Raw genomic sequence first — 22269 nt, 5'->3', positions numbered from 1 at the left:
CAACATTTTAAATTATAACAAAATTACATAAGAAAAAAAGCTGTTCCATAGAGGAACAGCCTTCATATTTAATCTAAAATCTTCACAAGTGGTTCATCTTGTTTTGCTTCACGTATAATAATAGCTTCTGGGCGTTCTACAGATTTAATCGTTACTTGTACTTTCATATAATTCGGGAAGTATTCCATAACAAGCCCTGCCACATATTGTGTAAAACCAACTATTTCAGCTTTTCCATTAAACTGGACAGGAATATCAAGCTTCATTTCTCTTAATTCATCATCTCTATACATACCAGTACCAATAACAGCTGTATAATCGCCTTGGAAATAATCGCTTAGTTTTGCCTTAAAGTTGGATACTCTTGCAAGGTCTTCACGTTTATTATCTGTTTTCGCTTGCTCTGATGGGAACAAATAATATTTTTCATTAATTTGTTTCCAATCTTCAACCGTTTCACTACCTTTTTCGGCATTTGCATAAGAAACAAAATTACCTGGCACGAGCGAAGACTTTGGAGCTTGGCGATAAATCGCAAATGTTATTGGAATATTTTTGGTTTCAGGTTCTTTTTGATGTATGACTTTCAAAATTTCTTGCGCCATTTTTTTCCCTTCAGCTAACATCTTTTCATCCGGGATTGCAGCTTCACGTGGATAACCATGCTCTTCGTTAAAATATTGAACAGAATTCATCGCTAATCCAACTACCATACCAACGCGTTCCTCGCCGTTATCGCCTTTTTTCACATAATAATCATGCTCTAAAATATTCGAAATATATATTGGATTTTTTTTATTTTTCACTTCTAGTGATTCGGATCCTGTTCCTAATGCAGGGTTTAATCCTATATTAGGAAATTTAACTGCATCTTTTTTTAATTTGTCCTCTAGTTCCTTTTGTTCAGCATCTGTACGTTTTCTTTTAACAAGCATCTGTATAGTTTGAGTATCTAGAGCTTTTCCGCCTTTTAAAAAATTATCTTTCGTACTAAATGATTCTTTTGCAATTCGCATTAACCCTGTTTCAAATTCATCTATATCAAGACGACTATTTAACCCTTGCACGACTAAACCACGTGCCTTTCCACCATCAAATGGAATAGTCGTCTTATAATATTCATCCGAAATAGCGTATTTTGGAACAACTGATTGTTCTTTTGCTTTCCCCGATTTCTCAGCCACTTTTTCATCTTTGTCGGCACCTGCACTACACCCACTTACAAGTAGGCCAAGGCTTAATACCGCTAATGCTATTTTTTTCATGGTAAGTTTGCACCTCTTACTTATTTAGCTCTTGTAAGAACCTCTCTTCATTCCAAACCTCAACATTATGTTTCTCCGCTTGTGCTAATTTCGAACCAGCCGCTTCACCTGCAACAACTAAATCCGTACTCTTACTAACACTTCCCGTTACTTTTCCACCTAATGCCTCAATCTTCTTCTTCGCTTCACTTCGCCCCATAACTTCTAGCTTACCTGTTAAAACAACCGTTTTTCCTGCGAAGTAAGATTCAACATTTTGTAAATCTGCAATTTTTATACCTTTGTATGTCATATTCACGCCATACTCTTTAAACTGCTGTAATAACTCTAATACATCTTCATTATCAAAATATGTCACAACAGATTGAGCCATTTTTTCGCCAATTTCATTAATTGCTTTTAGTTCTTCTTCCGTTGCTTTTACAAGCTCATCCATCGTTTCAAATTGCTCTGCAAATGTACGTGCTGCTTTCGCTCCAACGTGGCGAATTCCAAGACCAAATAATAATCGCTCTAACGAGTTTTCTTTAGACTTTTCAATTGCTTGTATTAAGTTTGTTGCTGATTTTTCACCAAAACGTTCTAACTGTAATAATTGCTCTTTCGTCAATGCATATAAGTCAGCAAATGTACGAATATAATCTGCATCAAACAGTTGTGTAATGACACGTTCTCCAAGTCCATCAATATTCATTGCATTTCTTGAAACGAAATGGATTAACCCTTCTCGAATTTGAGCAGGACAAGTTGGATTTATACAACGAAGTGCTACTTCTTCTTCTAAACGAACAAGTTCACTCTCACATGCTGGACAATGAGTTGGCATGCGGTATTCTTCTTCCTCACCAGTACGCTTATCAAAAATAACGTTCACAACTTCAGGAATAATATCTCCAGCCTTCTTCACAACAACGTAGTCACCAATTCGAATGTCTTTTTCACGAATTAAATCTTCGTTATGTAAAGAAGCACGACGAACAATCGTACCAGCAACTCTCACTGGCTCTAGTTCTGCAGTCGGTGTTACAACTCCTGTTCGGCCAACACTTAATTCAATGCCTGTTAATCTCGTTACAACTTCTTCAGCCGGGAATTTATAAGCAATCGCCCATCTTGGACTCTTCGCTGTAGTTCCTAGACTTTCTTGAAGGGCAACATCATCTACTTTTATAACGATTCCATCAATCTCATAATCAAGATGCGGACGTTTTTCTTGCCATTCTTCTACATAAGCTATAACTTCTTCAATTGTTTCACATGTACGGCGATTTGGATTTGTCTTAAATCCAAGTTCACCTAAGAAATCAAGCGATTCACTATGTGATGGAATTGTTTTTTCTTCTACATTCGCAAGACCATACACAAACATAGATAAGTTACGCTTCGCTGCAATTTTCGGATCAAGTTGACGTATTGAACCTGCTGCTGCATTACGCGGATTCGCAAATACATCTTCTCCATTTTGCTCTTTTTCTTCATTTAGTTTAACGAATGAACGCTTCGGCATATAAGCTTCGCCTCGTGCTTCTAACGTTACTTCTTCATTTAAACGAAGTGGGATAGCTTTAATCGTTTTTAAATTTTGAGTAATATCTTCACCCGTTACACCATCACCACGTGTCGCCCCTTGAATGAAGCGTCCTTTTTCATAATGAAGCGAAACGGCAAGCCCGTCAATTTTTAATTCACATATATATCTTACATTCGCACCATCAATTCCTTGACGTACTCTTCTGTCGAAATCACGTAAATCTCCTTCGTTAAATGCATTTCCTAAACTTAACATTGGTGACTTATGTGTTACTTTTTCAAATATATCAAGAACAGTCCCCCCAACGCGAACGGAGGGAGAATCTTCACTCATAAACTCTGGGTTCTCTGCTTCTAATTTTATAAGCTCCTGCATATTACGGTCATATTCCGCATCAGAAACAGAAGGATTGTCTAATACGTGATATTGATAGTTAAATGTATTTAATAAATCACGCAGTTCTTCTATACGTTTTTTTGCTATCTCTTTTGACATATCCTCATTCCTTTCTATTGTTTCGTCACAGGTGCAAATTTTGCTAACAAACGTTTAACACCAATTGGGCTTGGGAATGCAATATCTAATTCTTTTGCATCACCTTCACCTTTTACACTTACAACTGTACCGACTCCCCATTTTTGGTGGGAAGCTTTATCTCCTACTGCCCAGCCAATTTGTTCGCCGCCTGTCGTCTTAGCTGCAGGGCGCGCGAAAGCTGAACGAGAGCGTGTTGTCGTTGTGATTGTCGTTTTGCCGCTACTTGCCGTTCTGCCTTTTGCACCAAACGATGTTTCACGCTTTGGCGCTGTTTCATTTAATGATTCCACTAGTTCTGTCGGGATTTCTGTAATGAATCGAGACGCAGCGTTCATACTTGTTCTACCAAATAAAGTACGCATTTGCGCGTTAGATAAATATAGCTCTTCTTCTGCACGGGTAATACCTACATAAGCAAGACGACGTTCTTCTTGCATTTCATCCTCTTCCATAAGAGAACGAGTATGAGGGAATATCCCTTCCTCTAAGCCAACAATAAAGACAACCGGGAACTCTAATCCTTTCGCTGAGTGCATCGTCATTAAAATAACTTCTTCACCAGCAGTTGGGTCTTCATCTACACGATCAATATCAGCAACAAGTGCTAAATCTGTTAAGAATGCAACAAGGCTCTTATCTTCGCTTTGAGATTCAAATGTTTGCGTAACAGATAAGAACTCGTCTAAGTTTTCTAAACGACCTTCCGCTTCTAAAGAACGTTCATTTTTCAACATATCGCGATAGCCTGTTTTTTCAATAACTTCTTCTACTAATTCTGTAACAGATAAATACTCTTGCATATTTACCCAGTTATTTAATAAATTCGCAAATTCTTTTACTGCCTTTGTAATTTTTGCACTTACTCCAACATGCTCAATTTCATCAAATACAGCAGTTAATGAAATTCCGTTTTGCACACCGTAATTAATAATTTTATCGATAGAAGTCGCACCAATACCACGCTTTGGCATGTTAATAATACGTGCAAAACTAATTTCATCATCTGGATTACCGATTAAACGTAAGTACGCCAAAATATCTTTAATCTCTTTACGATCGTAGAACTTCGTACCCCCGACAATTTTGTACGGAATGTTAGATTTAAGGAAAATCTCCTCGACCATACGAGACTGAGCATTCGTACGATATAACACTGCAAAATCAGTATATTTTCGTTTCCCCATTTGAATATCGTCACGAATTTTTTTCGCAACAAAATACGCTTCGTCCTTTTCAGTTGCAGCACGATAATACGAGATTTTACTTCCAACTTGATTGTCTGTCCATAATTTCTTCGGCTTACGATTCGTATTTTTTTCAATAACAGCATTCGCTGCATTTAAAATATTTTGTGACGAACGATAGTTTTGTTCTAACAAAATTACTTGTGCATTCTCATAGTCTTTTTCGAACGACAAAATGTTAGAAATATCTGCACCACGCCAGCGATAAATAGACTGGTCAGAGTCACCTACAACGCAAAGATTTTTAAAACGCGCTGCCAAATGTTTAACAAGAAGATATTGCGCTTTGTTCGTATCTTGATACTCATCAACGTGAATATATTGGAACTTACGCTGATAAAACTCTAATACTTCTGGAACACGTTCAAATAACTGAATCGTGGTCATAATTAAATCATCAAAGTCTAATGAATTATTTTTCAAAAGACGTTTTTGATACTCTGTGTATACATCGCTCGTTAATTTTTCATATGGATCAGCCATTGTAATTTTTTTTGCATATTTATCCGCAGATAACAGTTCATTTTTCGCATTACTAATACCCGCTAAAATAGAGCGCGGCTCAAATTTCTTCGGATCAATATTGCGCTCTTTCATAATTTTTTTGACTACAGTTAGCTGATCGCCTGAATCTAAGATTGTAAAGTTACGATTAATACCAATACGATCGATATCCCGTCGTAAAATACGTACACACATAGAGTGGAACGTCGAAATCCAAATATCTTCTGCTTCTGGTCCCACAAGTGTATCAATACGCTCACGCATTTCACGAGCTGCTTTATTTGTGAAGGTAATAGCTAGTACATTCCATGGTGCTACACCTTTTTCACCAAGTAAAAACGCAATACGATGTGTTAACACACGTGTCTTACCACTACCTGCACCTGCCATTAATAGAAGTGGTCCATTCGTTGTTTGGACTGCTTTTTGTTGCTGTGGATTTAAACCGTTTAATAATCTATCTGTCATACTCATATACGCCTGCACCTACTCTCCTTTTACTGCTTTAACTGTTTTTAACGCCGATTTTATATCATCATAAATAATATTTCCAACAACTACTGTATCAGCATATTGTGCCATGTCTTTCGCCTGTTCTGCATTAGAAATACCACCGCCATAGTATAACTTAGCTTGTTTCAATTCTGCTTTTACATTTTTAACAAGTTCAACATCTCCATACGTACCGCTATATTCTAAATAAAATATCGGTAAATGTAATAACTTGTCTGCTAAACGAGCATATGCAATAACGTCATCTTCTGTTAAATCACATTTCGCTTCTGTAAGCTGGGCTACTTTCGCTTCTGGATTTAAAACACAATACCCTTCCATAAAAATTTCGTCCCAGTCCATAATATCCCCAAATTCTTTCAATGCCTCATGATGAACACCTGTTACCCATTCTACTTTTCGGCTATTTAAAACACTTGGGATGTAATAAAAATCAAATCCTGGTGTAATTGCTTCTACATCAGAAACCTCTAATACACAAGGAACTGCATATCTACGAATGCTAACTAGCATGTGTAATACGTTATCAATTGTAACTCCATCACTTCCGCCTACAATAACCGCATCAGTTCCAGACTCACAAATCATTTCTAAATGTTCATCGCTTAACTCCTTATTTGGATCAAGCTTAAATACATGTTTCCATCCGGAAATATCGTACATGAAAACACCCTTCCTTTTCTCTAGTTATATATATTTCTGTTCAAAATAACAGTTTATTTTCATCATTATTGTTTTAACTTCATCTTAAATATTTGTTTAAAACGGAGAATTAAGTTTGGAATTACCTCTTCCATATTTTTTAAACTAGAGGATTTAATTTTGAAGTTCCTTTTATGCATTCTTTCATTATAACAAAAAAAGTTACTTACACACACGCACATTCCAACATCTTTTTCCACGTCAAATGTTGGATTACATATCCCAAAAATCAAACGGGATACTAATAAAAGAAATAGTATTATCTATTTCAACTTTCATAAAAAGGAGTGTTTTTCTAATGAAGCAAAATATCGGGACAATAAACGCTCTAATTCGAATTACACTTGGGCTTGTCCTCTTCGGATGTAGTGCAACTAAACTTGTACGCAAGCCGTGGTGCACTTGGTCTAACATTTTTCTATGGATTGGTGCAATGAAAATTGCAGAAGGAATTGTTCGTTTCTGCCCTGTTGTTGAAATGTGGAAATTCGGAAAATACATGAATATGGGGGCATTTAAAATGCCTAGCATGAATTTTGCTGAAAAAGGACATGCTAAAGAAGAAGTGAATCAAACTTCCACTCATGACAAGCCAAAGTCAAAAGGAAGTTATGACGCTTCTGACAAAGAGATTGAGTCAGCGATTGAAAATATAATCCTGGCAAAACCGCTTTGAATCATTTGTCACGATGCAAGATGCTCTCAAAGGGACTTAGCTGCTGCAGTGGGCGGTTAAGTCTTCTTTATTTTACCATAAAACAGAACGTACATTCTCTTTTTTGACCTTAAAATGTATATAAAAGATATCAATCAACAAAATTCAGAAAATTAGGTGCATACCTCTTGCTTAAAACGATATAAAAGTGATATCATTTTTATATCAGGAGGCGATCATATGAAAGAAAAACAAGTATTTTATGTAAATGGTTTTCTCGGTATTATTGGAATTTTGATTTTAGCTGCTATCGGTGTATTTTTCCTTGCACAAGAAATTTTCATAGGAGCGGCACTAACTATTATATTATCCGCAGTTCTCGCTACAGGTATCGGTATTGTTCAACCGAATCAAGCGAAGGTTATTACGTTCTTCGGTAATTATTTAGGAACAATTCGTCAAAACGGTTTATTTTTAACGATTCCGTTCGCATTCCGTCAAACTGTATCTTTACGTGTTGAAAACTTTAACAGTAAAAAATTAAAAGTAAATGACGTTGATGGAAATCCAATTGAAATTGCAGCTGTTATCGTATATAAAGTTGTTGATTCTGCAAAAGCAATGTTTGGTGTTGAACATTATGATCGATTTGTAGAAATTCAAAGCGAAACGGCAATCCGCCATGTTGCAACAAAATATCCTTATGACAATTTCCAAGATGAAACCTGCGTTACGTTACGCGGAAATACTGAAGAAATCTCTGAAGAATTAAAACGTGAGTTAGAGGCGCGTCTTGAAATTGCTGGTGTAGAAGTATTAGAAACTCGTTTAACGCACTTAGCTTACGCAACAGAAATTGCCCATGCAATGCTACAACGCCAGCAAGCAAAAGCAGTATTAGCTGCTAGAAAAGAAATTGTTGAAGGTGCTGTGAAGATGGCGAAAGATTCCATCCATATGTTAGATGAAGAAGGCGTACTAGAACTCGATGACGAGCGTAAAGCAAATATGGTAAACAACTTATTAGTTGCCATCGTTTCAGATAAAGGTGCGCAACCAGTTATTAATACAGGAAGCCTATACTAAGGGCTATAAGTAATTATGGCTAAAAAGAAAAGCTTTCCATTACGTATTGATCCTGAATTACACGCAGTCATCGAAAAATGGGCAAATGATGAATTTCGTAGCGTCAATGCACACATCGAGTATTTACTTCGAGAAATGGCAAAGCAAAAAGGGAAATTAAAAAAAGATAAAGATGCATAAAAAATCCCGCTGATTCCTCAGCGGGATTTTTACATATTAACTTTTCGTCATCTCATGCCCAATTGCACGATATCCTATATCACTTCGATAAAATAGACCATCACTCTCAATTTTACCGATTTCTTTATATACTTTATCTTTTGCTTCTTGTAAACTATTTGCCTTACAAGCAACAAATAATACACGGCCACCGTTCGTTACAAAGTCCCCATGTTTCATTGCTGTACCTGCATGGAAAACAATCACATCTTGCAGTGCATCTAGTCCGCTAATAATATCACCTTTTTTATATGCTTCTGGATATCCTTTAGAAGCAAGTACAACACCGATTACCGCTTCTTCTGACCATTGTAACGTTAGTTCACTTTCATCTAATACAGCGTTACATACATCAACTAAATCGTTTTCTAATCGAGGTAATACAACTTCTGTTTCAGGATCACCGAAGCGTGCATTAAATTCAATTACCTTCGGACCATCATTTGTTAAAATAAGACCTGCGTATAAAATACCTGTAAACGAACGGTTTTCTTCAATCATCGCCTTAGCAGTTGGATGCAATACGGTTTGAATCGCTTCTTGAACTGCTGATTCTGGAATTTGTGGTACTGGAGAATATGCACCCATTCCACCCGTATTTGGACCTTTATCACCATCAAAAGCTCTTTTATGATCTTGGGCGATTACCATTGGATGTACAGTTGTTCCATTCACGAATGCCATTAATGAAAATTCTTGTCCATCTAAAAACTCTTCAATAACAACCTTCTTACTTGCCGCGCCGAATTTCACATCTTGCAGCATTTCTTTCACAGCTTGTAATGCCTCTTCAAGCGTCATCGCTACCGTTACACCTTTACCAGCAGCTAGGCCGTCAGCTTTAATAACGATTGGTGCACCAACTTTTTGAATGTACTGTACTGCTTCTTCATAATCTGTAAAAGTTTCGTACGCCGCAGTTGGAATATCATACTTTTTCATAAGCTCTTTTGTAAAAGCTTTACTACCTTCAATAACAGCAGCCGCTTTATTCGGACCAAATACGCGAAGTCCCTCTTCTTTAAAACGATCAACAATTCCATTCATAAGCGGAATTTCTGGTCCAACGAAAGTTAACTCAACATTATTCTCTTTTGCAAATAAAACTAATGCATCAAAATCATTTTCATCAATATCAACTGGTGTTGCAACATCTCTCATACCTTCATTACCTGGTGCTACATATACCTTTTCTACTTTTTCAGATTGTGCAAACTTCCAAGCTAAAGCATGCTCACGCCCACCGCGGCCAATTACTAAAACATTCATATTTCATCCCCCAATAATTAAATAAGTACAAACTAGAAGCTATGCTCCTAGTTTGCTTTTTCATATCAATAAAAGGTTATCTCGACCGGACTTTTTAAACATCCTCTATTAGTGTTTGAAATGACGTACGCCAGTGAACACCATAGCAATCCCATAAGTATCTGCCACTTTAATAGAATCTTCATCACGGATTGATCCGCCCGGTTGAATGATTGCTGTAATTCCTGCTTTTGCTGCTTCTTCTAATGTATCTGGCATTGGGAAGAAAGCATCAGATGCAAGCGCGCTACCTTGTGCTTTTTCACCAGCTTGTGTAATTGCGATTTTTGCAGAACCTACACGGTTCATCTGTCCCGCACCGACACCAATTGTCATGTCATCTTTCGCTAAAACAATTGCGTTTGATTTCACATGTTTTACAACTTTCCAAGCTAGTTTTAAATCTTTCCATTCTTGCTCTGAAGGTTCACGTTTCGTTGGAATTGAAATTGTACTTTCATCTAATGATAACGTATCTTCCTCTTGAACGAGAAGTCCACCTTGTACAGAAGTTAGTTTTTTGCTTGCACTTGTCGCTTTTTCAATATTTATAGTTAATAAACGTAAGTTCTTCTTACTTTGCAACACTTCTAAAGCTTCTTGCGAGAACGAAGGTGCGATAACAATTTCTAAGAAAATTTCATGTAACTTTTCTGCTGTAGCTTTATCAATTTCACGATTTGCTGCAATAATACCGCCGAAGATTGATACTGGATCTGCTTCATAAGCACGAGTATATGCTTCGTGAATATTAGTTCCTACTCCAACACCACATGGATTCATATGCTTTACTGCTACTACTGCTGGTTCTGTAAATTCTTTTACGATGCTAAGCGCTGCGTCTGCATCATTAATATTGTTATACGATAATTCCTTACCGTGTAATTGTTCTGCGTATGCAACAGAAGACGTTGCTGCGAATGGCGCTTTATAGAAAGTTGCTTTTTGATGTGGGTTCTCGCCATAGCGTAAGTCTTGCTTTTTCTCAAATGTCACAGTTAATGTTTCTGGACTTTCTTCACCCATTTGCTCTGTTAAGTAGTTAGAAATTAACGCATCATACGCTGCTGTATGACGGAATACTTTCGCTGCTAGTTTACGTTTTGTTTCCTCTGCTACTTCACCGTTCTCTTTCAGTTCTGCTAACACAATATCATAATCTACTGGATCTACAATTACCGATACGAATTTATGATTTTTCGCAGCAGAGCGAATCATTGTTGGGCCACCGATATCAATATTTTCAATTGCATCAGCAAATGTTACATCAGGCTTAGCGATTGTTTCTTTAAATGGGTATAAGTTAACAACAACAAAGTCAATTGGCTCTATACCTAACTCATTCATTTGTGTTACATGTGTTTCATTATCACGAACTGCTAATAGACCACCATGAATATTTGGATGTAATGTTTTCACACGGCCATCCATAATTTCAGGGAAACCAGTTACTTCAGAAATGCCGATTACTTGTAAGCCATTTTCTTCTAGTAACTTTTTCGTACCACCTGTTGAAATAACTTCAATCCCTTGTTCTAGTAACCCTTTAACAAATTCTACTACTCCTGTTTTATCTGAAACACTTACTAATGCACGCTTTTTCATTTATCCTTCACCCCTGGTTGTATGTTAGTTAACAGTTGATTCTTTCACAGACTGAACAATTTGATTCACTGTATTTACGTATAATTTATGTTCAACTTGTTGAATTTTCTTTTGTAAGCTTTCTCTCGTATCCCCTTCAGAAACAACCACTGCTTCTTGTGCAATAATTGGCCCTGTATCCATACCTGCATCTACATAATGAATTGTTACTCCAGTTACTTTCACACCTGCTTCTAACGCTTGACCGACAGCATCTTTACCCGGAAAGCTCGGTAGTAATGATGGATGAATATTAATAATCTTCCCGCCGTATGCTTCTAGTAACGTCGGCCCGATTAAACGCATATATCCAGCTAAAATAACATAATCAATTTCATATTCTTCTAGCTTCTTTAATATCTCTTTTTCAAACGCTTCTTTTGACTCATATGCTTTCGCTGAAAAAGCAAAACACGGAATATGATGATAATTTGCCCGTCCAACAGCTCGTGCTTCTGGTTTATCACATACTAATAAACTAATTTCTGCATCCAATCTTTTTTCTTCTACCGCATTAACGAGAGATTGAAAGTTAGATCCACTTCCAGAAGCAAAAACTGCTAATCTACTCATAGTGCTGTGCCCCCATTAAAAGTAACGCCAGCTCCTTGTATAGTACGTCCAATAATACGAGCCATTTCTCCTTGCTCTTCAAGAAGACGAACAACATCTTTTGCATCTTCTTCCTTCACTGCTACTACCATACCAATACCCATGTTAAAAATATTGAACATTTCTTTTTCTTCCAGTTTTCCAACTTCTTGAAGCAAACTAAAGATCGGCTGAATTTCCCAAGATCCTAGTTCAATCTCGGCACCGATTCCTTCTGGCAACATGCGTGGAATATTTTCAATAAATCCACCACCTGTAATATGCGCCATACCGTATACTTCATGTTTCTTCAATAGTTCTAAAATAGGTTTGACATAAATTTTCGTTGGTTTTAATAATTCTTCACCAAGAGGTAGTTCTAAGCGGCCATAAATACGCTCTAAAGATAATTCCCCATCTTCTAGTAACACTTTTCGTACTAAAGAGTAACCATTGCTATGAATACCGCTAGATGCTAAGCCAATTAGCACGTGACCAGCTTCAATCTTTTCACCTGTTACAATTTTCTTTTTATCAACAATCCCAACTGTAAAACCAGCTAAATCATATTCTTCCGTAGAATACATTCCTGGCATTTCAGCTGTTTCTCCACCGATTAATGCACAACCAGCTTGGCGACAGCCCTCTGATATACCTTTGACGATGTTTTCAATTTTACTAGGTTCAGCTTTACCACAAGCAATATAATCAAGGAAGAAAAGCGGCTCTGCTCCTTGGACAACAATATCATTTACACACATTGCTACTGCATCAATACCAATTGTGTCATGTTTATCTGCCATAAAAGCGAGCATCAATTTCGTTCCCACGCCATCTGTTCCAGATACTAATACAGGTTCTTCTAATGCAAATTTTGATAGATCAAACATACCTCCAAAACCGCCTAAACCGCCTAGTACTTCTTTTCTCATAGTTGTTTGTACGTGTTTTTTCATGCGAGATACCGCTTCATATCCAGCTTCAATATCTACTCCTGCTTGCTTATATGCATTCGCCATCGTTATTTACACCTCGTCTTTTAATTTCTCCCCATCCAGGGCGGGCTATTTTAAGAAAGGATCTAGCTCCTACATCAAAAGAAGTAGAAGCTTTTCTCACTTTTCTTATTTCATGCTTTCTAAAAGCTCTTGCTCATAATCATAAAGAGCTGTTGGATAGTCCCCATTAAAGTAAGCCATGCATAGGCCGCCATATTTCCCTTCATATGGACGTCCAATTGCATCTACTAATCCATCTTCACTTAAAAATGTTAAAGAATCTGCTCCGATCATTTCACGGATTTCTTCTACTGTATGATTTGCTGCAATTAATTCTTTTCTCGTTTGAATATCAATGCCATAGAAACATGGATATTTCAGAGGTGGTGAAGCAATTCTTACGTGAACTTCTGTCGCTCCAGCCTCACGAAGCATACGAACAATTCGTTTACTTGTCGTTCCTCTTACGATAGAGTCATCAATCATAACAACTCGTTTCCCTTCAACTACACCTCTTACTGCGGAAAGCTTCATCTTAACCCCTTGCTCTCGCAGTTCCTGAGAAGGTTGAATAAACGTACGTCCAACGTAACGATTTTTAATTAATCCTAACTCATATGGAATACCTGTCGCCTCCGCATAGCCAATCGCAGCTGAAATACTAGAGTCTGGTACACCAGTAACAACATCTGCTTCAATAGGAGCTTCTGCCGCTAAACGTTTCCCCATATTCTTACGTGCTGCATGAACGTTAACGCCTGCAATATTAGAATCTGGTCGTGCAAAGTAAATGTATTCCATACTACAAATTGCATGTTCTACATCATTTGTGAAACGATCTACGTGAATTCCTTCATCATTAATGATAAGTAATTCACCCGGTTCTACATCACGAATGTATGTTGCACCTACTACATCAAAAGCACATGTTTCAGATGCTACAACGTAAGCATCCCCCATCTTTCCAATTGAAAGCGGACGGAACCCATTCGGATCTAATGCAACGATCATTTCATTTCCAGTTAGTAAAAGATACGCAAACGCACCTTTCACTTTGTTTAAAGCTTCTTTTACACTTTCAATTAAAGAATCTTTCGTACTACGTTTAATAAGATGTAAAAGTACTTCTGTATCTGAACTAGTTTGAAAAATACTGCCCTCTGCTTCTAATTCACGACGAAGCATTTTTGCGTTAATTAAATTTCCATTATGAGCTAACGCCATACTATGATCGGAAAAACGGAACAACAATGGTTGAACGTTAGCAACTTCACTTCCACCAGCTGTTGCATATCGTACATGTCCGATCGCTGATTTTCCATTTAATCCTTCTAGCTCACCTCTTGAAAACACTTCTGATATTAAACCTAACCCCTTGTGACCGACGATTTTTTCCCCATTATTTACGACAATGCCTGCGCCTTCTTGCCCACGGTGCTGTAAACTGTGCAATCCGTAGTATGAAACTTGTGCTGCATTTTCATGCCCCCAAATTCCGAAAACGCCACATTCTTCGTTTAACCCCTTTATTTCAGCAAGCATGGGATTGCCCCTTTCCAAGCCTTTCTCATTTCATCTACATTTGCTGTAAGTAATACTTCATTTTCTTCATTATGAATTGTTACTTCATTTGTACTTGTTACTTCTCCAACTTGGATTGCTTCTACCACTTTCTCAAACGCCTCTTTATTTTCACGTTTTACAGTTATCACGAAGCGAGACTGTGATTCAGCAAATAATGCTGCTGTTGCTTCTCCATCTAATTTCACAGTAGCACCTAAGCCTTTAGCACCAATTGCACTTTCTGAAATCGCAACTGCTAAACCACCTTCAGCAACATCATGTGCAGATTGAACAAGACCAGCTTGAATTGCTTCTAATACTTGTTTTTGGCGTTTTAATTCTACATCTAAATCGATACTTGGTGATTGACCGAAAATTTTGCCGTGAATCATTTTCTGTAATTCACTTCCGCCAAACTCAGCTTTCGTCTCACCAATTACATACACTAAATCACCAGCTTGCTTAAACTCTTGTGTTGTTACATGTTTTAAGTCATGCACAAGTCCGACCATCCCAACAGTTGGTGTTGGATATACAGCTTCACCACTACGCTCGTTATACATCGATACGTTTCCGCCGATAACTGGTGTTTGTAATGTGCGACAAGCTTCACTCATACCGTCTACTGATTTCTCAATCTGCCAGAAGATTTCTGGTTTTTCTGGGTTACCGAAGTTTAAGCAATCTGTAATTGCAAGTGGCTCTCCGCCAGAACATACGATATTACGCGCTGCCTCTGCTACTGCAATTTTACCGCCCATCTCTGGGTCTAGATAAATGTAGCGAGAGTTACAATCTGTCGTCATTGCTAATCCTTTTTCTGTACCGCGTACACGTACAACTGCAGCATCTGAACCTGGCGTAACAACTGTGCTTGTGCGAACTTGGTAATCGTATTGATCGTATACCCACTCTTTACTTGCAATTGTTGGTTGCTGTAATAAAGCGAATAACGTTTCTTTATAATTTTCTACTTTTGGCGTTTCCATTTTCATTGCTTGGAATTCAGCAAAGTATGCTGCTTCTTTTGATGGCTTATGATAAATTGGTGCTTCTTCTGCTAAAGCATCTGCTGGAACTTCAGCTACCTTTTCACCTTTATGGAATAAACGAAGCATTTTATCTTCTGTTACTTTCCCCATCGTAACCGCTGCAAGACCATACTTCTCAAATAAATCTACTATTTCTTGTTCTCTACCTTTTTTCACGACAATTAACATACGCTCTTGTGATTCAGATAGCATCATTTCATATGGTGTCATTCCTGTTTCACGCTGTGGTACATCATCTAAGTACATTTCAATACCCATTCCTGCTTTACTTGCCATTTCTGCAGAAGATGATGTTAAACCAGCCGCACCCATATCTTGAATTCCAACAAGTGCATCAGATTGAATTAATTCTAAACACGCTTCAATAAGAAGTTTTTCCATAAATGGATCCCCTACTTGAACCGCTGGACGTTTCGCTTCTGAGCTTTCAGATAGTTCTTCCGACGCGAATGTTGCACCGTGAATACCGTCACGACCAGTTGATGCTCCTACGTACATTACTGTGTTACCAGCACCATGTGCTTGTCCTTTTTTAATGTCTTCGTGGTTAATCAAACCTACGCACATTGCATTTACAAGTGGATTTCCTTCGTAACATGGATCAAATTGTACTTCGCCGCCAACAGTCGGAATACCGATGCAGTTACCGTATCCTGCAATTCCTGCTACTACTTCTTCGAATAAATATTTCACACGTGGTGACTGTAATTCACCGAAACGAAGTGAGTTTAATAGAGCTACCGGACGTGCTCCCATAGAGAATACGTCACGAATAATACCACCAACACCTGTTGCAGCTCCTTGATATGGTTCAATAGCTGAAGGATGGTTATGACTTTCCATTTTAAATACAACTGCTTGATTATCACCGATATCTACAATTCCAGCACCTTCTCCAGGTCCTTGCAGAACGCGCTCACCTGTCGTTGGAAACTTACGAAGAACTGGTTTTGAATTTTTATAACTACAATGTTCAGACCACATTACAGAGAATAACCCTGTTTCTGTATAATTTGGCAGACGACCTAAAATCTTTTCAACCATGGCAAACTCTTCGTCTGTTAGCCCCATTTCCGCATATATACGCTCTTCTTTAATTTGTGTTGGATTTGGTTCAAGCATTAACGACATATGTTTCCCTCCACTGTTTTAAGATAGATTGAAAGACTTTTAACCCTTCAGCACCGCCAAGTAATTCATCTACAGCACGCTCTGGGTGTGGCATCATACCAAGTACATTTCCTTTTTCATTTACAATACCAGCAATATCTGAAACGCTACCGTTAGGGTTTTCTACGTAACGGAATGCGATTTGATTGTTCTCTTCTAATTGTTTAAGAGTCGCTTCATCACAATAGTAATTCCCCTCACCATGCGCGATTGGAATATTAATTATTTCATCTTTTCCATATTGTGATGTAAACATCGTTTCATTATTTTCAACACGTAACTGAACAGTGCGACACATAAATTTTAAGTTTTCGTTTCTCATTAACGCTCCTGGTAGTAATCCTGATTCAACAAGAATCTGGAATCCATTACATACACCTAAAATCGGCTTTCCTTGCTCAGCAGCTTTTTGCACTGCTTTCATTGCATTAGCAAAGCGAGAGATAGCACCGCAGCGTAAGTAGTCACCATAAGAAAATCCACCTGGTAGTAGAATTGCGTCATATTCATCTAAATTCTCTGTATCGTGCCAAACGTAATCTACTTCTTCGCCAAGCTCATCTTTAATTGCATGGAACATATCGACATCACAGTTCGAACCCGGAAATACTATTACGGCAAATTTCACTGTGCGACAACCTCCTCAACTTCATAACGGAAGTCTTCCATTACAACGTTCGCTAATAGTTTTTCACACATTTCTTTTACCTTGCTATCTAAATCAGATACAGATTTATCAATTGTTAGTTCCATGTACTTTCCGATTCGAACGTCTTGTACTTCTGTGAATGAAAGACTATGAAGTGCTCCTTTTACTGCTGTTCCTTGTGGATCTAATACGCTTTCTCTTAATGTTACATATACCTTAACTTTATACATGTGAAATTCCCCCTAAACGTTTTAAAATCTCTTCATAAGCATCTGTTAAATTTCCAAGATCACGACGGAATACATCTTTATCAAACTTTTCATTGCTCGTTTCATCCCATAAACGGCAAGTATCTGGTGAAATTTCATCCGCTAAAATGATTTCTCCTTCTTCCGTTACACCAAACTCTAATTTGAAATCTACTAATCTTACACGACAGCTTGCGAAATGATCAATCAACACTTGATTGATTTGTAGAGCCATATCTCGTAATACACTTACTTGCTCTGGCGATGCAACGTTTAATACACGAATATGATCTTCCGTTACAAGCGGATCTCCTAAATCATCATCTTTGAAGTAAAATTCTACGATTGGTTCTGCAAGTACAGTTCCCTCTTCCATTCCTAATCGTTTTGAAAGACTTCCTGCAATTACATTTCTTGTGACAACTTCTAAAGGAATAATACTCACTTTTTTAACAAGTTGTTCTGTTTCAGATAACTTCTCAACAAAATGTGTTTTAATTCCCACTTCTTGTAACTTTCTGAACAATAAAGTTGTAATTTCATTGTTCAAACGACCTTTTCCTGTAATCGTCTCTTTTTTCTCCCCATTGAAAGCAGTCGCACTATCTTTGTACTCTACCCAAACCATATCTGCTGATTCTGTACGATAAATTCTTTTTGCCTTACCTTCATACAGCAATTCTAGCTTTTGCATTTCGCAAGCCCCCTGTAGTTTGAAAAATGTGAATAATATTTTTATAAAGAATGGCACAGAATGACTCTATTCTGTGCCATATGAAATTTTACGCTTCGTTTAATCCAAGGCGTTCAAAGATTGTATCAACGTGTTGCATATGATGCTCATAGTTGAAGCATTCATTAATCTCTTCTTGTGTTAACTTGCTTGTAATACGCTCATCAGCTTCTACAAGCTCTTTAAATTGTACTTGTGTTTCCCAAGCTTCCATCGCTTTAGGCTGTACGATATCATAAGCTTCTTCACGTACCATACCTTTGTCGATTAGTGTAAGCATTACGCGCTGAGAATAAATTAAGCCGTATGTTCTTGTCATATTACGTTTCATATTCTCTGGGTATACAGTTAAGTTTTTAACGATATTACCAAAGCGATTTAACATGTAATTTAATGCGATTGTAGCATCTGGTAAAATTACGCGTTCTGCCGAAGAGTGAGAAATGTCACGCTCATGCCATAATGGAACATTTTCGTAAGCTGTCATCATATAACCGCGGATAACACGAGCTAAACCAGTCATATTTTCAGAACCAATTGGATTACGTTTATGTGGCATTGCAGAAGAACCCTTTTGACCTTTTGCGAAAGCTTCTTCAACTTCACGTGTTTCACTCTTTTGTAAACCACGAATCTCAACTGCCATCTTTTCGATAGATGTTGCAATTAGTGCAAGTGTTGACATGTAGTGTGCGTGACGATCACGTTGCAATGTTTGTGTTGAAATTGGTGCTGCTTCTAATCCTAAATTTTCACAAACATATTTTTCTACGAATGGATCGATATTTGCATATGTACCAACCGCACCAGATAGTTTACCAACACGAACTGTATCAGCAGCTTGTTTGAAACGCTCTACGTTACGTTTCATCTCTTCATACCAAAGACCAAGTTTTAAACCAAATGTCGTTGGTTCTGCATGAACACCGTGTGTTCTTCCCATCATGATTGTGTATTTATGCTCTTTCGCTTTGTTAGCTAAAATGCTTACAAAGTTCTCTAAGTCTTTTAATATAATTTCATTCGCTTGTTTTAAGATGTAAGATAATGCTGTATCTACTACATCTGTAGATGTTAAACCGTAATGAACCCATTTACGTTCTTCGCCTAATGCTGGCGTTTCTGATACAGCACGAGTGAATGCAACTACGTCATGACGTGTTTCTTTTTCAATTTCATAAATACGATCAATATCAAATGATGCATGTTCACGAATTTTTTTAACATCTTCTTTTGGAATATCGCCAAGCTCAGCCCATGCTTCACAAGCTAAAATCTCAACTTCTAACCACGCTTTAAATTTGTTCTCTTCCGTCCAAATCGCACCCATTTCAGGGCGTGTATAACGACTAATCATCTTTTTCCCTCCAACAGTTGTTCTTGATGGTCCCAAATATGCAAACTCTTCGCTTTTTCTAGAGCGACTTCAATATTATCATTTAAAATATTAACATGCCCCATTTTTCGCTGTGCTTTTGCTTCTTCTTTTCCATACAAGTGTAAATAGCACCCGGTTAATCTATTCACTTGTCTTAGGACCCCTTCTATATGTTCGCCTAAAATGTTTACCATGACAACTGGTTTTAACAAATTTGTTTCTCCTAGAGGTAAATTACAGATTGCTCGAATATGTTGACCAAATTGACTCGTTTCACATGCATCCTGTGTATAGTGTCCTGAATTGTGAGGTCTTGGCGCTAATTCATTAATATAAATCTCACCATTATCTGTAGCAAACATCTCTACAGCTAGTGTTCCCACAAGTTCTAATTCATCCGCAAGTACCTTTGCATACGCAATTGCTTTTTGAGAAAGCTCTTCTGTAATGCGAGCTGGAACGATAGATTCATGTAAAATGTTATTTACATGAATATTTTCTGCTACTGGAAACACTTTTGTTTCACCACTTACACTACGAATCACAATAACTGATACTTCTTTTTCAAAAGGCACCCATTTCTCTAAAATACATTCTGCTTTATCCACAAGATTTCTTGCTGCCTCAACATCAGCTTCACTTCTTAAAACAACTTGCCCTTTCCCATCATATCCACCTGTCGTCGTTTTTAAGACGGAAGGGAATGATAACCCAGCAATTGCTTCTGTAAGCTGATCTTGATTTTGAACTAATCTATACGTTGCTACTGGTAACCCAGCCTTCTCAATCGCATTCTTTTCTGTAAAACGATTTTGCGTTGTATTTAACAACTGACTACCTTGTGGTAAGTACGCATGTTTTTCAAGCCATTGTAAACATCTATAATCAATATTCTCAAATTCATATGTGACAACATCACTTATCTCTGCTAAATGCTGAATTGCTTTTAAATCATCATATGGTGCAACAATTTCAATATCAGCAACTTGTGCACATGGCGAATGCTTTGTAGGATCTAAAACAGCAATTTTATATCCCATCTCCTTAGCTGCCAATGCCATCATTCTTCCTAGCTGGCCGCCTCCAATAATACCGATTGTTTTTCCAGGTAAAATGATTCTCGTCATACTAGCTCACTACCTTCACGCACATCTTTTTCAATCGCTTCTCGTCTCAATTCTAATGCATCATGTATATCATCATGAAATGATCCAAGTATTTGTGCGGCAAGTAATCCAGCATTCGTTGAACCGGCTTTACCAATTGCAACAGTTGCAACTGGAACACCTCCTGGCATTTGGGCGATGGATAATAATGAATCTAAGCCGTTTAATGCTTTTGATTGAACTGGAACTCCAATTACAGGAAGATTTGTCTTCGCTGCAACCATTCCTGGTAAATGTGCTGCTCCACCAGCTCCAGCAATAATAACTTTCAATCCACGTTCACGAGCCGTCTCTGCATATTCAAACATATAATCCGGAGTCCGATGAGCGGATACAACTTTTTTCTCATACGGTATATTTAATTCATCTAAAATGTCACAAGCATATTTCATTGTTTCCCAGTCTGACGTACTTCCCATTATGACTCCAACTAGTGATTTCATATTAGAATCCCCCCGATTCAAATAAAAAAAGCCTGAAATAGAACAGTTTCTCTTTTACTATGAGAGAAAGCGCTCTACTCAGGCATACGTATCCCTTGTGAATAGAAAAATACCGAGTGACTTTCCCTCATAGTCTAACGAATAACGGTCGTTAGGTAGAGACTTGCAGGCCATATCCCCGCGATTATATGAGGTCTTATATTATTGTTTCTATGGCTATATTAACAATATTTCATAAACAATGTCAATAAATAATCGAATGTTTTTTTATTAGCAGTCAATAACGTTCGTGTTTTAGTTATATTCAAAAGAAGAATTGCAACTATATACAAGAAGAAAAGGGAATTAGAATATATATTTCTAGAGATCTATTTTATGTATTTATCGTTTAAATAGCACTTCAGTATGTTTTTAATCAAAATATATACACTCTTGTATTATTATAACGATTTAATTTCTAAGGAGGATAACTGTTAAAGAAAGAACTATGCTATTATCCTATTTATTTTTCTCTATTGCAGTAATTTCTGTAATTATTAAATATTTATTTATAGCATCTCATTATTTAAAATATATACTTATGATAGAAATAATGTGTCCTATTTTAAGTATTACTTTAGCGACATTAGGAAAATCAGGAACACAAAAAATCATTACTATTATTTTAAAGAGTCTCTACTTCATTCTTTTTTCGTCTGTAGCTTTATTAAATTTACGGATTATAGCATTCGGTAAATAAAAATAAACACAAAAAAACCTAAGTCAAAATAACTTAGGTTCTTGCTTGGCGACGTCCTACTCTCACAGGGACAAGGTCCCAACTACCATCGGCGCTAGAGAGCTTAACTTCCGTGTTCGGTATGGGAACGGGTGTGACCTCTCTGCCATCATCACCAAACTATGAAGGCATATTCCTTCAAAACTAGATAACATTGCTACATATTATATGGTTAAGTCCTCGATCTATTAGTATTCGTCAGCTCCACATGTCACCATGCTTCCACCTCGAACCTATCAACCTGATCATCTTTCAGGGATCTTACTAGCTTACGCTATGGGAAATCTCATCT

At 37.4% G+C, this 22269-nt stretch carries 20 protein-coding genes, 2 rRNA genes and 1 riboswitch (1 of these 23 only partly in view); of the genes, 4 read left to right on the top strand and 18 right to left on the bottom strand.

What is annotated here, in order from left to right:
* Nucleotides 1-68: 68 nt before the first annotated feature.
* The 4 genes from DN399_RS01810 to pcrB are packed head-to-tail and all read right to left on the bottom strand — an operon-like array spanning nt 69 to nt 6257.
* Nucleotides 69-1265, bottom strand: a complete 1197-nt coding sequence (locus DN399_RS01810; RefSeq protein ID WP_000717028.1) for a CamS family sex pheromone protein — start codon at nt 1263-1265, stop codon at nt 69-71.
* A gap of 16 nt (nt 1266-1281) precedes the next feature.
* Complete coding sequence (gene ligA, locus DN399_RS01805) at nt 1282-3291, bottom strand: NAD-dependent DNA ligase LigA (protein ID WP_149149301.1); 2010 nt, start codon at nt 3289-3291, stop codon at nt 1282-1284.
* A 14-nt stretch (nt 3292-3305) separates the two neighbouring features.
* Nucleotides 3306-5555 carry a DNA helicase PcrA gene (gene pcrA / locus DN399_RS01800; RefSeq protein WP_149149300.1) on the bottom strand — a complete coding sequence of 750 codons (2250 nt, stop codon included), beginning with the start codon at nt 5553-5555 and terminating at the stop codon, nt 3306-3308.
* A 12-nt stretch (nt 5556-5567) separates the two neighbouring features.
* Nucleotides 5568-6257, bottom strand: coding sequence for a heptaprenylglyceryl phosphate synthase (gene pcrB, locus DN399_RS01795; protein WP_000272097.1), 690 nt, complete (start codon nt 6255-6257; stop codon nt 5568-5570).
* Between the two features lie 337 nt (nt 6258-6594).
* Here pcrB and DN399_RS01785 point away from each other — a divergent pair, with 337 nt between their 5' ends.
* From DN399_RS01785 to DN399_RS01775, 3 genes are all read left to right on the top strand, one after another.
* Nucleotides 6595-6972, top strand: a complete 378-nt coding sequence (locus DN399_RS01785; RefSeq protein ID WP_149149299.1) for a YgaP family membrane protein — start codon at nt 6595-6597, stop codon at nt 6970-6972.
* 219 nt (nt 6973-7191) lie between these two features.
* Nucleotides 7192-8037 (top strand): SPFH domain-containing protein, encoded by an 846-nt coding sequence (locus DN399_RS01780; RefSeq protein ID WP_149149298.1) that lies wholly within the window; start codon nt 7192-7194, stop codon nt 8035-8037.
* 15 nt (nt 8038-8052) lie between these two features.
* A complete protein-coding gene (locus DN399_RS01775; RefSeq protein ID WP_001085171.1) occupies nt 8053-8217 on the top strand; it encodes a type II toxin-antitoxin system antitoxin in 165 nt (54 codons plus the stop codon).
* 36 nt (nt 8218-8253) lie between these two features.
* Here DN399_RS01775 and purD read toward each other — a convergent pair whose 3' ends face one another.
* The 12 genes from purD to purE form a co-directional block, all read right to left on the bottom strand.
* The gene (gene purD / locus DN399_RS01770) at nt 8254-9525 is read right to left on the bottom strand and encodes a phosphoribosylamine--glycine ligase (RefSeq protein ID WP_001101977.1); all 1272 of its coding nucleotides are present in this window, start codon (nt 9523-9525) and stop codon (nt 8254-8256) included.
* A 108-nt stretch (nt 9526-9633) separates the two neighbouring features.
* Nucleotides 9634-11169 (bottom strand): bifunctional phosphoribosylaminoimidazolecarboxamide formyltransferase/IMP cyclohydrolase, encoded by a 1536-nt coding sequence (gene purH, locus DN399_RS01765; RefSeq protein ID WP_000745434.1) that lies wholly within the window; start codon nt 11167-11169, stop codon nt 9634-9636.
* 24 nt (nt 11170-11193) lie between these two features.
* Nucleotides 11194-11781 carry a phosphoribosylglycinamide formyltransferase gene (gene purN / locus DN399_RS01760; RefSeq protein ID WP_000088589.1) on the bottom strand — a complete coding sequence of 196 codons (588 nt, stop codon included), beginning with the start codon at nt 11779-11781 and terminating at the stop codon, nt 11194-11196.
* Nucleotides 11778-12818 carry a phosphoribosylformylglycinamidine cyclo-ligase gene (gene purM / locus DN399_RS01755; RefSeq protein WP_001262439.1) on the bottom strand — a complete coding sequence of 347 codons (1041 nt, stop codon included), beginning with the start codon at nt 12816-12818 and terminating at the stop codon, nt 11778-11780. The genes purN and purM overlap by 4 nt, the downstream gene beginning before the upstream one ends.
* Before the next feature lie 105 nt (nt 12819-12923).
* Nucleotides 12924-14339 (bottom strand): amidophosphoribosyltransferase, encoded by a 1416-nt coding sequence (purF, locus tag DN399_RS01750; protein ID WP_000879025.1) that lies wholly within the window; start codon nt 14337-14339, stop codon nt 12924-12926.
* On the bottom strand, nt 14324-16543 hold the full coding sequence (purL, locus tag DN399_RS01745; protein ID WP_000055564.1) for a phosphoribosylformylglycinamidine synthase II: 2220 nt from the start codon (nt 16541-16543) through the stop codon (nt 14324-14326). Before purL ends, purF begins: the two co-directional genes overlap by 16 nt.
* Nucleotides 16527-17210: a phosphoribosylformylglycinamidine synthase subunit PurQ gene (purQ, locus tag DN399_RS01740; protein ID WP_000666786.1), complete on the bottom strand. Its 684-nt coding sequence runs from the start codon at nt 17208-17210 to the stop codon at nt 16527-16529. The genes purL and purQ overlap by 17 nt, the downstream gene beginning before the upstream one ends.
* Complete coding sequence (gene purS, locus DN399_RS01735) at nt 17207-17461, bottom strand: phosphoribosylformylglycinamidine synthase subunit PurS (RefSeq protein WP_000278823.1); 255 nt, start codon at nt 17459-17461, stop codon at nt 17207-17209. Before purS ends, purQ begins: the two co-directional genes overlap by 4 nt.
* The gene (gene purC, locus DN399_RS01730; protein WP_001170544.1) at nt 17454-18173 is read right to left on the bottom strand and encodes a phosphoribosylaminoimidazolesuccinocarboxamide synthase; all 720 of its coding nucleotides are present in this window, start codon (nt 18171-18173) and stop codon (nt 17454-17456) included. The genes purS and purC overlap by 8 nt, the downstream gene beginning before the upstream one ends.
* 88 nt (nt 18174-18261) lie before the next feature.
* Nucleotides 18262-19569: an adenylosuccinate lyase gene (gene purB, locus DN399_RS01725; protein WP_000625682.1), complete on the bottom strand. Its 1308-nt coding sequence runs from the start codon at nt 19567-19569 to the stop codon at nt 18262-18264.
* Nucleotides 19566-20717, bottom strand: a complete 1152-nt coding sequence (purK, locus tag DN399_RS01720) for a 5-(carboxyamino)imidazole ribonucleotide synthase (protein WP_000196774.1) — start codon at nt 20715-20717, stop codon at nt 19566-19568. The genes purB and purK overlap by 4 nt, the downstream gene beginning before the upstream one ends.
* On the bottom strand, nt 20714-21199 hold the full coding sequence (gene purE, locus DN399_RS01715; RefSeq protein ID WP_000839365.1) for a 5-(carboxyamino)imidazole ribonucleotide mutase: 486 nt from the start codon (nt 21197-21199) through the stop codon (nt 20714-20716). The genes purK and purE overlap by 4 nt, the downstream gene beginning before the upstream one ends.
* Before the next feature lie 110 nt (nt 21200-21309).
* A riboswitch (purine riboswitch) is annotated at nt 21310-21411 on the bottom strand.
* 275 nt (nt 21412-21686) lie between these two features.
* Here purE and DN399_RS28280 point away from each other — a divergent pair.
* Nucleotides 21687-21938 (top strand): hypothetical protein, encoded by a 252-nt coding sequence (locus tag DN399_RS28280; protein WP_000927500.1) that lies wholly within the window; start codon nt 21687-21689, stop codon nt 21936-21938.
* Nucleotides 21939-21981: 43 nt separating this feature from the next.
* Here the strand turns inward: DN399_RS28280 and rrf are convergent.
* Both rrf and DN399_RS01700 read right to left on the bottom strand, forming a co-directional pair.
* Nucleotides 21982-22097: ribosomal RNA gene (gene rrf, locus DN399_RS01705) — 5S ribosomal RNA — on the bottom strand.
* 48 nt (nt 22098-22145) lie between these two features.
* Nucleotides 22146-22269 (bottom strand): 23S ribosomal RNA (locus DN399_RS01700); it runs 2798 nt beyond the window's last position.

The organism is Bacillus sp. AR4-2 (assembly GCF_008274865.1).
Classification (GTDB): Bacteria; Bacillota; Bacilli; order Bacillales; family Bacillaceae_G; genus Bacillus_A; species Bacillus_A cereus.
Note: the sequence above shows the minus strand (reverse complement) of the source record. Positions and strands in the feature narration are given on the sequence as shown.

Excerpts from the sequence above, each read along its gene's own strand:
- ligA (WP_149149301.1), bottom strand. The coding sequence starts at position 3,291 with ATGTCAAAAGAGATAGCAAAAAAACGTATAGAAGAACTGCGTGATTTA.
- purB (WP_000625682.1), bottom strand. The coding sequence starts at position 19,569 with ATGATTAGTCGTTATACACGCCCTGAAATGGGTGCGATTTGGACGGAA.
- pcrB (WP_000272097.1), bottom strand. The coding sequence starts at position 6,257 with ATGTACGATATTTCCGGATGGAAACATGTATTTAAGCTTGATCCAAAT.
- purL (WP_000055564.1), bottom strand. The coding sequence starts at position 16,543 with ATGTCGTTAATGCTTGAACCAAATCCAACACAAATTAAAGAAGAGCGT.
- DN399_RS01775 (WP_001085171.1), top strand. The coding sequence starts at position 8,053 with ATGGCTAAAAAGAAAAGCTTTCCATTACGTATTGATCCTGAATTACAC.
- purF (WP_000879025.1), bottom strand. The coding sequence starts at position 14,339 with ATGCTTGCTGAAATAAAGGGGTTAAACGAAGAATGTGGCGTTTTCGGA.
- DN399_RS01810 (WP_000717028.1), bottom strand. The coding sequence starts at position 1,265 with ATGAAAAAAATAGCATTAGCGGTATTAAGCCTTGGCCTACTTGTAAGT.
- DN399_RS28280 (WP_000927500.1), top strand. The coding sequence starts at position 21,687 with ATGCTATTATCCTATTTATTTTTCTCTATTGCAGTAATTTCTGTAATT.
- purS (WP_000278823.1), bottom strand. The coding sequence starts at position 17,461 with ATGTATAAAGTTAAGGTATATGTAACATTAAGAGAAAGCGTATTAGAT.
- purH (WP_000745434.1), bottom strand. The coding sequence starts at position 11,169 with ATGAAAAAGCGTGCATTAGTAAGTGTTTCAGATAAAACAGGAGTAGTA.
- purM (WP_001262439.1), bottom strand. The coding sequence starts at position 12,818 with ATGGCGAATGCATATAAGCAAGCAGGAGTAGATATTGAAGCTGGATAT.
- purC (WP_001170544.1), bottom strand. The coding sequence starts at position 18,173 with ATGCAAAAGCTAGAATTGCTGTATGAAGGTAAGGCAAAAAGAATTTAT.
- DN399_RS01785 (WP_149149299.1), top strand. The coding sequence starts at position 6,595 with ATGAAGCAAAATATCGGGACAATAAACGCTCTAATTCGAATTACACTT.
- purK (WP_000196774.1), bottom strand. The coding sequence starts at position 20,717 with ATGACGAGAATCATTTTACCTGGAAAAACAATCGGTATTATTGGAGGC.
- purE (WP_000839365.1), bottom strand. The coding sequence starts at position 21,199 with ATGAAATCACTAGTTGGAGTCATAATGGGAAGTACGTCAGACTGGGAA.
- pcrA (WP_149149300.1), bottom strand. The coding sequence starts at position 5,555 with ATGAGTATGACAGATAGATTATTAAACGGTTTAAATCCACAGCAACAA.
- DN399_RS01780 (WP_149149298.1), top strand. The coding sequence starts at position 7,192 with ATGAAAGAAAAACAAGTATTTTATGTAAATGGTTTTCTCGGTATTATT.
- purN (WP_000088589.1), bottom strand. The coding sequence starts at position 11,781 with ATGAGTAGATTAGCAGTTTTTGCTTCTGGAAGTGGATCTAACTTTCAA.
- purD (WP_001101977.1), bottom strand. The coding sequence starts at position 9,525 with ATGAATGTTTTAGTAATTGGCCGCGGTGGGCGTGAGCATGCTTTAGCT.